Below are 14113 nucleotides of genomic sequence, written 5' to 3'. Positions count from 1 at the left end.
CGGCTTCCGCCGTCGATTCGTCGAAAATGCAGAGAACACGGCACTTGTGATCTGAAGGTGCCGCCGCGTTTTTTCGGCTTGACAGCCCATGAAACAAAAGTTTCACAGAGTTCCCCTAGGGGTTATCGGCTTCAGCGGTCTGTGAGCGCGGCCGCGGCGCGCGAGCTTGGAGGGTGAACTCACGGTTCGGCGAGGCGGAGCGGACGCATCGGTCTCCGGGGCTGCGCCTCGGTGGGCCGATCGAGGCGCTCGCAACGGGCCGGCGTGAACCAGCTAAGGCGTCGATTTGTCAAACTATACATGAGTATATGGAGCCGTAAGACTTAAAATATTTGCTATCGCGGTTAGTTGGGGTGGTGGGGGCGCGCTTGGCGGCAGGCTCCCACCGACGGACAGGGTTCGATCGAGGCGAGGCACGCCGCGGCTCGCCCCTTCAGCGGCCGGATGGCGGGGCAAGCGCCGCAGCCGAGCCGGCTTCGATACGGGGCGAGATCATGCGGGGCAGCTCGAGGAGTGCGTTCGTCCGCCCGTTGCTCAACTGGTGGGGCGCGCCGGCCGACGGAGGCGACGGCGGCGCACCGGCTATGCCGAGGCTGACCGGCGGGGCGCGGGCGGGCCTCGATGCCGGTCTGTCCGTCGCAGCGCAAAGCCTGACCCATGGCATGATCGTCTTCGCGCCGCTGGGGGCAGGCATGGCGCCGTTCGGCATGGCGGCGGCGCTGGCAGCATCCGCGGCGGTCGGGCTCATGGTGGCGCTGCTCGGCAGCAGCCGGCCGCTCATCGGCACCACCAGCTCATCGACAGCGCTGCTCGCCGCCGCCTTCCTTGCGGCAAGCCATGTCGCAACCCCCGAAGCGGGCGTGCTGCTGGCTATGTTGCTTGCGTTCGGCGCAGGGCTGGCGATGCTGGCGCTGGCGTTCACCGGCCAGGCGCGCCTGGCCGGCATGATCCCGTCGCCGGTGACGGTCGGCTTGATGAATTCCATCGTCGTGCTGGCGGTGTTCAGCCAACTGCCGGTAGCGCTGGGCCTGGCACCCGGCCAGAAGCTCGCCTGGGCGTTGCTGCATCCCGCCTCTCTGATCGTGGCGGGCCTTGCGGTGGTGCTGATGCTGCGTCCGCTGCCCGGGCTGCCACCCCCCATGGTCGCGCTGACCTCCGCGACGCTGCTTCACCAGGCCTTGGCGGCAGTCGGAGTGGAGCTTGGGCCGGTGGTCGGCGCCTCACCCTCGCCAGCCGAGTTGCTCGCCGGCTTGGAGAGCGCGTGGACGGCCTGGGATCACCTGCCGGACGCGGGTCCGTTGCTGGGGTACTTGTTGCCGGCGGCGCTGTCGCTGGCGGCGCTGGCGGCGCTCGAGGGCCTGACGGCGGGCGCCGCGCTGCGCGAGAACACCGGCCGGCGCGGCGATCCCGGAAGGGATCTGATGGGCACCGGGGCCGGCATGCTGGCCTGCGCCGTGCTGGGCGGGGTCCCGGCCGGCGCCTCGGCGAGTGCCTCCGTGGCAAGTCTGCGGGGAGGAGGCCAGGGCCGCCTGGCCATGCTGACGCGGGCGCTGGTGGCGCTGCTCGCGCTGCTCGTCGCAGGCCCGGCGATCGCGCTGCTGCCCTATGCGGCATTGAGCGGGGTTCTGGTGGGAGCAGTGGTGCATCTGCTGCAATGGCGATCGCTGGTACCGGCCAGCGGCCCTGGATTGGCGCGCCGGTTGGCGGATGCGGGTGTAGCGCTGACCGTCATCGGCAGCACGATATGGCTGGGCCTGGTGGCCGCCGTGGGCATCGGTGCAGTCCTCTCGGTCGTCATCTTCACCGCATCGATGGCGCCCGCCATCCGCAAGCATTCCCGCAATCCGGTCGGCCGCTCGCGCGTGCGCCGCCCGGCGGCGGTGGAAGCGATGCTGCGGGCGGCCGGCGAGCGTATCGAACTCATTGAGCTCGAGGGCGCGATCTTTTTCGGCAGCGCGGACAACATCGTGGTGCATGCGGAAGCCGCACGCGCCGCGGGCGCCGAAGTGATGATCCTCGATCTGAGCCGGGTGTCGCGCATCGATACGTCCGGCGGCAAGCGGCTGCTCGAGCTGTGCTGCGCCATGCCGGGTCGCGTCGTGCTCTGTCCGTTGCATGAGACGAGCCGAGCCCACGACGAACTGGCGGCCCTGGGTCTGCTGGCCCGCTTGCCCGAAGGAGCGACTTTTCCCAGCCTCGCCGCCGCGGTGGAGGCGGCGGAAGAGTTCGTTCTGAAGCGGGCTGGTGTGATCCAGGCCCGGGAGTGCAGGGAAGCAAGGCAGATGCTCGAGGAGCTCGGCCTGCCGCCGACCGCCATGGCCGCGACGCTGCCGCTGATGCAGGAGCAGCGCTTCGCCGAGGGCGAGACGATCATCCGCCACGGCGATGCCGCCGATGCGGCCTATCTGCTGTTGGAGGGGCAGGCGATCGCCAGCCTTCCGGCAACGGAGGGGCGTCAGGCGACGCGCCTCGCGGTGCTCGCGCCCGGCGTCTTCTTCGGCGAGGCAGCTCTGCTGCGGGGCACCCGCCGTAGTGCCGACATTACGGCAAGGACCGCTCTGCGCTGTCTGCGCCTGCCCGCGGCGCAGATGCGGGCGCTGCGCGCACGCGACCCGGATGCGGCGTGGGAGCTGATGGTCTGCATCGCCGCTCAACTGGCCAGCAACGTGGCGGCCGCCAATGCCACCATCGACCGTCTGGAAGGCTGAGGCTTTGGCACGCGTGGACTCGGGGCTCGACTGCTGGCGCCGGCGCTGCCCGGTGTCCTAACGTCGAGGGCATCGGCGCACGGCAAGCGCGCGGCCGGCAGCAACCCGGCCCATGGTGAAAGCGGGCCGCTGCACCTACATTGGCGACGGCATGAAGAAGATCGGCTTCCTCTCGTTCGGGCACTGGACCCCGTCACCGCAATCGCAGACCCGCTCGGCGGGCGACGCGCTGCTGCAATCCATCGACCTTGCCGTCGCCGCCGAGGAGTTGGGCGCCGACGGCGCGTATTTCCGCGTGCACCACTTCGCCCGCCAGCTGGCTTCGCCCTTCCCGCTGCTCGCCGCCGTCGGGGCCAAGACCAGCCACATCGAGATCGGCACCGCCGTCATCGACATGCGCTACGAGAACCCGCTCTACATGGCGGAGGATGCGGGCGCGGCCGACCTCATCGCCGGAGGGCGCCTGCAGCTCGGCATCAGTCGGGGCTCGCCCGAGCAGGTGATCGACGGCTGGCGCTACTTCGGCTACCAGCCGGCCGAAGGACAGAGCGATGCCGACATGGGCCGGCGCCATACCGAGGTGCTGCTCGACGTGCTGCGCGGCGTCGGCTTCGCCCAGCCGAACCCGCGGCCGATGTTCGCCAATCCACCGGGCCTGCTGCGCCTCGAGCCCCATGCGGAGGGGCTGCGCGAGCGCATCTGGTGGGGAGCCAGCTCCAACGCCACAGCCGTATGGGCGGCGAAGCTCGGCATGAACCTGCAAAGCTCGACGCTCAAGGACGACGAGACCGGCGAGCCCTTTCACGTCCAGCAGGCGGCCCAGATCCGGGCTTTCCGCGCCGCCTGGGCGGAGGCCGGCCACGCGCGCGAGCCGCGGGTTTCGGTGAGCCGCAGCATCTTTGCGCTTATCGACGATCGCGATCGCCTCTATTTCGGGCGCGGCGAGCAGGAGGAAGACCAACTCGGCTTCATCGACGCCAAGACGCGGGCGATTTTCGGCCGCAGCTATGCCGGCGAGCCGGACGCCCTCATCGAGCAGCTAAAAGGGGACGAGGCCATAGCCGAAGCCGACACGCTGCTGCTGACCGTTCCCAACCAGCTCGGCGTCGCCTACAACGCCCACGCCATCGAGGCGATCCTGACCCACGTCGCCCCCGCCCTCGGCTGGCGCTGAGGCGGGCTGGCTCGCGCCGCCGGCCCGGCGCCAGGGGCGGCGCGAGCCGGCGGTGCAGCTTGCACCGTCGACATACCTCTCCGTCATGCTGCCGCGGTAAGCTCGCGCGACGCGCAGCAATGCCAGGGAGTTCCAGCCATGATCGAGCAGCAGATCGCCGTGCCCACGGCCGCCGGTGCGATGAGCACCTTCATCTGCCATCCCGAGCGTGGTGGCCCGCATCCCGTCCTTCTGTTCTTCATGGATGCGCCGGGGATCCGCGAGGAACTGCGCGACATGGCGCGGCGCCTCGCCACCGTCGGCTACTACGTCATGCTACCCAATCTCTACTACCGGTCCGGGGTGGAGGAGCTCGGTCCCTACATGGGCGAAGCCAACGCGCCCGTGCGCGAGAAGATGATGGGGCTGATGGCGACGCTGACCATCGATCTCGTCATGGACGATGCCGACGCGCTGCTCGCCTTCGCCGCGACGGATGCGGCGGCCGCCACGGGCAAGGTCGGCGCGGTGGGCTATTGCATGAGCGGCCGCTACGCGCTGAGCGCCGCCGCGCGCCATCCCGGTCGTGTCGCGGCGGCGGCATCGATCTACGGGACGGGTCTGCTGACCGACCAGCCGGACAGCCCGCACCGCACGGCCGCTCGCGCCAAGGGCGAGCTCTATGTCGCCTGCGCCGAGAAGGACCATTACGTGCCGCTCGAGACAGTCGAACCGCTGCGGCAGGCCCTGCGCGAAAGCGGTGCCCGCGCGGAAGTCGAGCTCTACCCGGGCGTCGATCACGGCTTCGCCTTTGCCGAGCGTCCGGTCTACGACAAGCCCGCGGCCGAGCGCCATTGGGAGCGGCTGTTCGCCCTGTTCGGCCGCAATCTGTAGGCCGTCGCCCGCGCCGTCCTCCCGTTCCCGATCCGATCGCTATGTCCCTGTCCCGTCGTGTCGTCGTTGCCTACCCGTTTTTCGCAGCCACCGTTTGCAAGGCCACGTCGGCTGGCGCGGCATCCACTCAGGATCTGCGGCGGCCGGTGACGCGCGAACTGTTCGCGGCGTTTCTTGCCGCGCCGAACGAGAGATTCGACTACTGGACCTTCCTGTTCGAGCGCAACCAAGTGCTCTGTGCCGGCGGCGATTGCCTGATGTTCGACGATCCGGCGGCGCTGACCTATCAGGCCTTGACCCGCCCACAGCAGGTGCTGGTGTTGGTCGGTCTCCTCGACAGCAGGATCCGAAACGGGGGCATCGGCCAGTTCTTCTTCAATCGCGCCGACACGGCGCGGCCGACAGCGGACGCCATCGACGCCTTAGGCGATGGCGAGCTCAGCCGCCGATTCCGCGAGCTCTACGACCGCTACGCTGCGTCGGCGCCGCTCCGTCAGAGGCTGCGCAACAAGCACCTTGAGCGCGACGAGGCCCTTGCCCGCGGCGACAGCGATGCCGCCACGGCAGCCTATGATGTCGCCATCGAGGGCATCGTCGGGCCGCGCAATCGCCTTGGCCGCGACGGCTTCACCGCCTGGTTCCTCACTTGGCGTTCCGCGCGTGGCGGATTTCTCGACTTGGTTCGCGCTTACATTCGCGGGCACCGGGTGGAGCTGATCCGCATCGCCGAATAGCCCGACGTTGCCGCGACATCGGGTCGCCATCGCGTCGTCTAGGGCACTCGCCTTAAGCGCCTCAAGGCTTTCAAGATGCCTGGGCGGGCGGACGGGCGCGCCGCGCAGCCGTTGCGCGATGCCATCCGTCACAGCGCTGTTGTCCTGTTCGTGCTCCCTCGACAAAGATGGGCGCAGCCCGGTCGGGGCGTGGGGGTAGGGCATGGCGACGGTTCATTGGAGCGGCGGCGACGGCGACTGGAGCGTGGCGGCCAACTGGCTGGAGGGCGCCGTGCCCCAGCCGGGGGACACCGTCGTCATCGACAGCGGCAATCCGCATGTGACCACCAACGTCGGTGCGATGGGCTCCATCACAGTGGGCACAGCGGGTGCGCTGACGGTGCAAACCTCCGGCTTCTTCAGCGGCCCCCTGGTCAATCATGGCCATATCGATCTCCTCGCAGGCCAGCCCAGCGTAACAGGCAGCTACGTCAACGACGGAACCATCGACATCCACCCCGGAGCCGGTTTGTTCTTCGGCGCCATCGCGCTCACCCCCACCGATCTGTCGGACGGCATCACCAACGCGGGGCGAGTCATCGTCGGCACCAATGCGCATCTGGATCTGGGCGGCGGCACCTTCGACCTCGCCGCCTACGGACGGCTCGAACTCAGCTTCGGCACCATCGCCAACGGCACCATCGTCGACGACGGCACCAATCCGCCGCTCCAGCGCGGGACGTTCGACGCCATCGTCTACCAGGGCGATCTCGACATCGGCGATGTCACCGTCGTCAACGGCCTTACGGTCCTGAACGCGGCCGGAGGTGCTCCGGGAACGTTGAACATCGGCTTCGCGCTCACATTCAGCGGCGCCGGAACGATCGACAACGTCATTATCAACTGGACTGCCAACGATGCCACTGGTGGTGGTCAGATGACGGCGGCCACGGGAACGACGATTCTCGGCCCCAACGTGATGATGAATGCGACCGTAAGGGTGACGACCAACGGCAGCTTCATCAACCAGGGCCAGATAGATGTCACGGGCCCGCGGGGCCGGTTGCAGGTCGGCGGTAGCCTCGAGAACGAGGGCGAGATCGCCGTTGCCGCCGGCGCCAACTTCACGGACACGGACCTCGCCAACAACGGTACGGTGGAGGTTTACGGCACAGCCGTCCTGTCCGGCACGCTGACCGGCGACGGGGTGATCGCCCTGCGCGACGGGGCCACGGTGACCCTCAACGGCGCCACCGGCGCGTCGCAGACCATCACGCTCGTCGACGGCGAGCTGAGGCTGGCCAACGCCGCCGCCTTCGACGGCACCATCGCCGATTTCAACGGTGCCGATGACGCCATCGACCTGCTCAACATCACAGCGGTTACGGTGCTGCTGACAGCCGGGAACGTTCTGGCGATCACCACCGCTGCCGGCGAATTGATCAACCTGCGGCTCGATCCGGACGAGGATTTCAGCGGCAAGACCTTCCAGCTGACACAGGACGGGACGGGCACGGAGATCACCGTGGCCTGCTTCCTGGCCGGAACGGGTGTCGCTACGCCGGAAGGAGAGCGGGGCGTGGAGACGCTGGCGATCGGGGATAGGGTGCTGACGGTGGACGGCAGGAGTCGCCCCGTGCGCTGGATCGGCCGGCAGGCGGTCGCGGCCCCCTTCACCGATGCGCTGCGTCATCATCCCGTCCGCATCGCCGCCGGCGCCCTGGCCGAGGGCGTGCCCGTGCGCGATCTCCACGTGTCGCCCGAGCACGCGCTGCTGATCGACGGCCTCCTCGTCGAGGCCGGCGCCCTGGTCAACGGCGCCAGCGTTGTTCGCACCAACCCCGTCGGAGCCTTCGTCTATTTCCATGTCGAGCTCGACGACCACGCCCTGATCGTGGCGGAGGGCACGGCGGCGGAGACCTTCGTCGACAACGTCACCCGCCGCCGCTTCGACAATTACCCGGAGTACGAGGCGCTGTTCGGCGAGAGCCGCGCGCGCATTCCGGAGCTGGAGCTGCCGCGGGTCAAATCGGCCCGGCAACTGCCCGGCGCCGTGCGTGCGCGGCTGGCGCACCGGGCCGTGATGCTCGGGTTCGTTGCGGACGCTGCCTAGGTATTAGAGCGTGATTCCAGAAGGGGAACACTTGCTTCTGAATAAGATCGCGCTCGAGAAAGGAGTTAGCGCGAGATGATGATGATCGGATGATGGTCATCTCGCTCGGATCGAGTCCATGCTGGGGCCGACACAAGGCGCTCAAGGGCGGCGTTCGGCTGTCGAGCCCATGCATGATGTGAGGTGCACGAGCATGCTGGCTTGGGGGCCGGCCGGGGGTGGTTTGATGGCTCAGAAGACCTGGATCGGCGGCGACGGCAATTGGCACGTGGCTGCGAATTGGCAGCCGGCGGGCGTGCCCGGCTATAACGATGACGTCGTCATCGACAGCGGCAATCCGGTGGCGACGAGCGGGGTTGCGATCGAGTCACTCACGGTGGGCGCGTCGGCTACGTTGGTCGTAGCGAGCATGAACGTGTTCAACGGCGTGACCAACGCCGGTCATATCGACGTGCCCAACGCTTTCCTGACCATCATCAACAACTATTCAAACACCGGTACGATCGACGTGGGCGTTGGCGCGCAACTCGACCTCAGGTACGTGGACTTGGTGCCGGCGGATCTTGAGGCGATCCGCAATGACGGGTCGATCTCGATCGGCTACGGCGCCGCGCTCGACTTGGGCGGTGGCGTTCTCGACCTGGCAAGCGTCGGCAATCTGGGGACCGCCTCCGGAGGCACGATCGCGAACGGCAGGATCGTCGACGACGGCAGCACCGAGACGAACTGGACCGGCAAGTTCGACGACATCATCTATCAAGGCGTGCTGAACCGGGGTGAGCTCAACCTTGATCCCGGCACGAATTTCACCATCGTGAACAGCCTGACGGTGTTGGGGGCGGACGGTCAAGCGCCGGGCACGATCAACGCCGATCGCACGATCATCTTCGACGGTGGGGTCCAGCTCGACGGCGTCATACTGAATACGTCGGCATCAGTTCAAACCGTGAACGGCACATTGGTATTCGGTGCCGATACGGTTGTAAATTTAACCGGTGGCAATATCAGCATGTACGGAGATATTATCAACCAAGGTCATATCAATATTACTGCAAGCCGAAGTTTTGCTTATTCATTGGTCAACGAGGGGAGCATTGCCATCGCCCCCGGTGCCTCCTTCACCCGCGACAACTTGCTCAACAATGGCACCATCACGATCGAGGGCGGCGGCACCGCCACCCTCTCCGGCACGCTGAACGGCGACGGCGCCGTCGAACTGCGCGATGGCGCCACGGTCACGATTGGCGCGGCGGACGCCCAGCAGACCGTCGCGATCATCGCCGGGGAGCTGGTGCTCACCAATGCAGCTGGCTTCGCCGCCACTATCGACGACTTCGACGATGCGGCGGACATTATCAACTTGGCCAATGTCAGCTTCGACGCGGGCGACACCGTGACCCTGCTCGCCGGCAACGTCCTGCAAATCACCCAGGGCGAAGATGGCAGCATCATCAGCTTGCAGCTCGATCCGGCCGGCAGCTACGGCGGCGTTCCCTACCAGCTGGTGGACGACGGAGCCGGCGGCACCGACATCGTGGCGACCTGCTTCTGCGCCGGCACCCGCATCGCCACGCCTACGGGCGAACGGGCGGTGGAGACGCTGGCGGCCGGAGACCTGGTGCTGACGGCGGAGGGCGAGACCCGCCCCGTGCTGTGGATCGGCCGGCAGACTGTCGCGACCGCCTTCGCCGACCCATTGCGGACGAGCCCCGTACGCATCGCCGCCGGCGCCCTGGCCGAGGGCGTGCCCGCGCGCGACCTCCACGTCTCTCCCGACCATGCCATGCTGCTGGAGGGCGTGCTGGCGCAGGCGGGTGCCCTGGTCAACGGCACGACCATCGCCCGCGTTGCGCCGGCGGAAGCGCGCTTCACCTATTTCCACATCGAGCTTGCGGACCACGCCCTCGTCCTGGCCGAGGGCGCGCCGGCCGAGACCTTCGTCGACAACGTCACCCGCCGCCGCTTCGACAATTACGCGGAGTACGAGGTGCTGTTCGGCGAGAGCCGCGCCCGCATGCCCGAGCTGGAGCTGCCGCGGGTGAAGTCGGCCCGGCAGTTGCCGAGCGCCGTGCGCGAGCGGCTCGCGGTCCAGGCTGAGGCGCTGGGTCTGATACACGAGGCTGCGGCATAGGCAGAGCGGCGCGGACATTGCCCATCTGATCGGGACACGCCCCAGGCCTCGTCGTCTTCGGGAGCCGGCCGTTACCCGAAGGCGCCGATGTCGTGCTGGATGGCACCGGAGATCTCGCGCACCAGCTCGAAGGCGCGGCGCATAGGGGCGAACACCTCGCGGTGCAGCGCCTCATAGGTGCCCCCTTCGCGCGGGCCCGGCGGCTCGCCGAAATCGAGGCCGACGGTCGGATCCGCCTTCTGCGGGAACACGTCGGCGAGCACCTCCAGTGAGCCCGGCACGTCGAGCCTGAGCAGGCGCTCGATCAGCGCCTCGCGGGTGACGCCACCCTGGGGTCGGAAATCCGGAATGTGCATGGCGAGCAGCCAGATGCGGTGGATGGCGGCGAGGCGGAGCGCGTGCATGGCGGCAAGCCGGGTCGGCATCGTCGGCGTGTCGCCGGCCGCAGTTCTGAGCTTGAGCCAGTCGGTGGCGAAGCGGCCGAACAGGCGACGCAATGCCGGCGCGTGGTCGAGCCGTTCCAAGGCGACGGCAACACCGATCAGCTCGTCGCGGCGCCCCGCGCGCGCCGTGCGCCGGGCCCGGTCGAACCAGCTGCCCGGATCGAGCGTGTCGAGATAGGCGCGCAGCACGTCGAGGTCGCTCGCCCCCATGGCGTGCTCGGCCAGCCCCAGCGCCCGGCTAAAACGGTCCGAGCCCTTACGCATGGCGCGGAACAAATCCGGGGACCGCGAGGCGGCGTGGCCGATGCCGTGCAGGCTGTTGGCGAGCCAGCCCAGCTGCTGGAGGATGGCATTGTTGGGGATGGCGCGGAGCTCGCGGGGATGGCGGATGCGCGCCGGGCCGCCGGCGTCCGATTGGCGGGCCGCCGGGCGCGAGCCGGTCTTGTCCAGGAGCGAGGGGCCGAAGGTGCCGATGAGCGCGGCGTAGCCGGGGTCGTCGACCAACGCGTTCATTTCCTGGCGCACGGTCTGGAAGAACTCGGTGGCGAAATCGGGCTCGTCATAGATCGGATCGGCCTCGTCCCCCGCGACGTCGGCGAAGCTGTGCTCAGCGATGCGGGCGATGGTCGCCGCGGCCAGCGGCCCGGTGCCGAACAGCAGGTAGCCGTCGGTGCCCTGGAAGCTGGTCTCGCGCACGGTGCGGATGCCGGCGCGCGCGAACATCCGCCGCGACCAGCGCGGATCGAGGTAGGCGAGGCGGTCGGCAAGGCTCGCCGGATGGGCGCCGCGGCCGACCGACTCGCCATGGGTGTCGAAGATGACGAGCTCTAGGTCGGTGAGCCCATAGCGGACAAGCAGGTCGCCGATGCGGGCGCGCAGGCGCTCGACCCAGAAGGTGGAGGCGATCTGGCCGATGTAGCGGCCCGAGTCGGAATAGCCGAACTGGATGCAGAGGCGGCCATGCCGCTTGAGGTAGTCGCGCCAATGGGGGCTACGCAATGCCTCGTCGATGATGCGCGGGCCCTGCTCGAGCGCGTCCGAGGTCTCGAACAGCGGCGAGATCTCGACCTTGTCGGCGATGCCGAATCGCTGGGCCAGCCACAGGGCGCTGAGCAGGGTGTAGCCGGTCTCCGTCTCGGCGACGAGGAAGCGCACGGGCCGCGAGCCGTCCACGTGCTTCACGATCTGCGCGATCGTCATCATCATGCGCGCCGCCGACGCCCGTTCGGCCGCCAGCGCACCGAAATCGACGGCCACCGGCTCGACGGCGGCAAGCGCGCCATTGATCGCCGCCAGGAAGGCGCGGCGCTGGGCCGGTTCCGTCGGCTCGGACTCCACCCGGATGACGCCGCGTAGAGCGTTGTGAAGCTGGGAGGCGTTGAGGCGGAAGTGCGGCAGCGCGATGGAGGCGCCGTGCGCCACGCAGCCGGCCTTGATCAGGCACAAGGTCAGGCGCGGCTCGTCGTCGGGGGCTGCGGCGACGGCTCGATCGAGGGCGGCAATCAGGCTCGAAGCCTCGTGGATCGCCGCGTCGCGCTCGCCGACGAGGACGAGCGCGAAATCGCGCAGCTCCGCCAGGTCCGGTTGCCGGCCCGGCGCCGGCGCCTTGGCCAATTGTCGCTCGACGGCGGCCAGCGCCGAGTCCACCATCCCGCGGACCTCGGCTGTCGCAGCAATGTCCGGCAGCTTCTCCAGCATGCGCGTGAACTGGCCGCGCTTGGATTCCAGCCGGTAGCGCAGCGTGTCCCACCAGCCGATGTCGGTGCGCCCGTCCGTGTCGCAGCCGACCCAGGAGGCGAGGGTGACCGGCTGCGGCGCGAACTCCGTCCACCGCTCCGGCCAGCGTTCGCGGGCCGCCGCGAGCAGGGCGGCGTTGAGGCGGTCGATGGCATCGCGCGCGTGGCGCACGGCGAAGCGTGCCTGGGCGAACTCGTCCTGCAAGGTGATGCCCGGATCCGGGCGGAACGACAGCGCCTCGGTGCCAAGGCGCGCGGCACGGCCCTCGCTCATGGTCGCCATGTCGGCAATGGCATGGGCGAGGTCGCGGCGCATGCCGAAGGTGGGGTGGGCGGTGAACACCGCGGCGAAGCGGTTGCGACCGGCCTGCGCCACGAACGTCTCGAAGCCCGGCGCGTTCTCGTCGCCGAGCCGGCCAGCCAACTGCTGCGCCAGCGCGGTGAACGGCGCGTCGGTGTCGCCATCAGGCCCGACGTAGGCGCGCAAGCGCCCGGCGCGGTCGACGACGGCCGCCCGGCCGAGGTGCTGCAGCAGCGCCAGCGCCGCCGCCTCGTCGAGCTCGCCGCGGTCCATGCGTCGCGTCAGCCACAGCGCAACGAACAATACCGGGTTGCCGAACGGGTCGTCGCGTGCATCGGCGCGGGCCGCGGCGACGAGGGCTTCGAGTTCGGCGGCGAGGGCGGCGGCGCCTTCGGGCCGGTCCGGCTGCTCGGCTGCGTTCATGGCGCGATCTCCCTCGGTCGGCCGCTCGGACGCAAGATCCACGCCCGCGCATGCAACGCGAAGGCAATGACAGGTGCGTCTGGCACTCACGCGGGTTAGATACGACCGCCTTCACCGCCAGGAAACAGCCATGCCGACCAAATCGCCGACTCTCGCTGCGCTCGCGCGTGACCTTGCCGCCGGTGCCACCACCAGCCGCCAACTGGTCGAGGACTGCCTGGCACGCATCGACGATCCGGCCGGCGAGGGGGCCCGGACGTTCGTCAGCGTCGCTCACGAGGCTGCACGGCGCAGCGCCGGCGCCATGGACGACCTGCGCCGGGCGGGCGCCGCGCCGTCGCCGTTCGCCGGCATCCCGCTCGCCATCAAGGACCTGTTCGACATCGCCGGCGAGGTGACCACCGCCGGCTCCACGGCGCTCGCCGGCCGGCCGGCCGCCAGCCACGACGCGGCCGCGGTGGCGCGCCTGCGGCAGGCGGGCTTCGTCGTGATCGGCCGCGCCAGCATGACCGAGTTCGCCTATTCGGGCTTGGGGCTGAACCCGCACTACGGCGACCCGCGCGCGCCCTTCGAGCGGTCGGTCGGGCGTGCCTCCGGCGGCTCCACCTCCGGCGGCGCCGTTGCGGTCGCCGACGGCATGGCCCACGGCGCGCTCGGCACCGACACCGGCGGCTCCTGCCGCATCCCGGCCGCCTTCTGCGGCATCGTCGGCTACAAGCCCACGGCGCGGCGGGTGCCGCAGCAGGGCTGCGTGCCGCTGTCGCCGAGCCTCGATTCGATCGGGCCGCTGGCCCGCTCGGTCGCCTGCTGCGCCGCGCTCGACGCGGTGCTCGCCGGCGATGCGGCGGCGCCCGTCGTGCCCCTTGGTCCCGCCGGGCTGCGGCTCGCCGTGCCGACAACCGTCGTCCTCGACGATCTCGGCCCGGAGGTGGCGGCGGCCTTCGAGCAGGCATTGGCAGCGCTGGAGCGGGCGGGGGCGCTGGTATCGCGCATCGCCGTGCCGGAGTTCGCCGAGGTCGGCGCCATGAATGCCAAGGGCGGCCTGGCCGCGGCGGAAAGCTATGCCTGGCATCGCGGCCTGATCGCCGAAGCCGGCGCGAGCTACGATCCGCGCGTGCTGAGCCGCATCGAGAAGGGCGCCGCGCAAAGCGCGGCGGACTATCTCGATCTCCTGGCGGCGCGGCGCGGCCTCATTGCCCGGGTCGAAGCGCGCTTCGCCACCTACGACGCCATCGTCATGCCGACGGTGGCGAGCCTACCGCCGCGAATCGCCGACCTGGCAACCGACGAGGCCTTCGGCCGGGCCAACGCGCGGGCGCTGCGCAACGCATCGCTGATCAACCTGATCGACGGCTGCGCCATCTCGCTGCCCGTGGCCGCCGCCGGCGGCGCTCCCGTCGGCCTGACCATCGCCGGCCTCGCCCGGGCCGACCACAAGGTGTTCGCCATGGCCGCCGCCGTCGAGGCATTTCTGGCGGGCTGAGGCTGCTCCGCCGGG

At 69.4% G+C, this 14113-nt stretch carries 8 protein-coding genes; 7 read left to right on the top strand and 1 reads right to left on the bottom strand.

Annotated features, from left to right (window positions below; all coding sequences use genetic code 11):
* The first annotated feature begins 584 nt into the window (after nucleotides 1-584).
* From IEW34_RS09630 to IEW34_RS09605, 6 genes are all read left to right on the top strand, one after another.
* Nucleotides 585-2708 carry a SulP family inorganic anion transporter gene (locus IEW34_RS09630; RefSeq protein WP_210324476.1) on the top strand — a complete coding sequence of 708 codons (2124 nt, stop codon included), beginning with the start codon at nucleotides 585-587 and terminating at the stop codon, nucleotides 2706-2708.
* Between the two features lie 151 nt (nucleotides 2709-2859).
* Nucleotides 2860-3882 (top strand): LLM class flavin-dependent oxidoreductase, encoded by a 1023-nt coding sequence (locus IEW34_RS09625; protein WP_188609240.1) that lies wholly within the window; start codon nucleotides 2860-2862, stop codon nucleotides 3880-3882.
* Nucleotides 3883-4020: 138 nt separating this feature from the next.
* A complete protein-coding gene (locus IEW34_RS09620; RefSeq protein ID WP_188608949.1) occupies nucleotides 4021-4755 on the top strand; it encodes a dienelactone hydrolase family protein in 735 nt (244 codons plus the stop codon).
* Between the two features lie 146 nt (nucleotides 4756-4901).
* Nucleotides 4902-5489: a DMP19 family protein gene (locus IEW34_RS09615; protein WP_188608948.1), complete on the top strand. Its 588-nt coding sequence runs from the start codon at nucleotides 4902-4904 to the stop codon at nucleotides 5487-5489.
* A gap of 202 nt (nucleotides 5490-5691) precedes the next feature.
* The gene (locus IEW34_RS09610) at nucleotides 5692-7581 is read left to right on the top strand and encodes a Hint domain-containing protein (protein ID WP_188608947.1); all 1890 of its coding nucleotides are present in this window, start codon (nucleotides 5692-5694) and stop codon (nucleotides 7579-7581) included.
* Between the two features lie 226 nt (nucleotides 7582-7807).
* On the top strand, nucleotides 7808-9712 hold the full coding sequence (locus IEW34_RS09605) for a Hint domain-containing protein (protein WP_188608946.1): 1905 nt from the start codon (nucleotides 7808-7810) through the stop codon (nucleotides 9710-9712).
* 71 nt (nucleotides 9713-9783) lie between these two features.
* On the opposite strand, the gene IEW34_RS09600 is transcribed toward IEW34_RS09605, so the two are convergent.
* Nucleotides 9784-12615 (bottom strand): phosphoenolpyruvate carboxylase, encoded by a 2832-nt coding sequence (locus tag IEW34_RS09600; RefSeq protein ID WP_188608945.1) that lies wholly within the window; start codon nucleotides 12613-12615, stop codon nucleotides 9784-9786.
* Nucleotides 12616-12745: 130 nt separating this feature from the next.
* Between IEW34_RS09600 and IEW34_RS09595 the strand changes: the two genes are divergently transcribed.
* Nucleotides 12746-14098, top strand: coding sequence for an amidase (locus IEW34_RS09595; protein WP_188608944.1), 1353 nt, complete (start codon nucleotides 12746-12748; stop codon nucleotides 14096-14098).
* Nucleotides 14099-14113: the final 15 nt, after the last annotated feature.

It is taken from the genome of Chelatococcus reniformis (assembly GCF_014640075.1).
In the GTDB taxonomy this organism is placed as follows: Bacteria; Pseudomonadota; Alphaproteobacteria; order Rhizobiales; family Beijerinckiaceae; genus Camelimonas; species Camelimonas reniformis.
The sequence above is the reverse complement of the archived record's forward strand: the minus strand, read 5'-3'. Positions and strand labels throughout refer to the sequence as shown.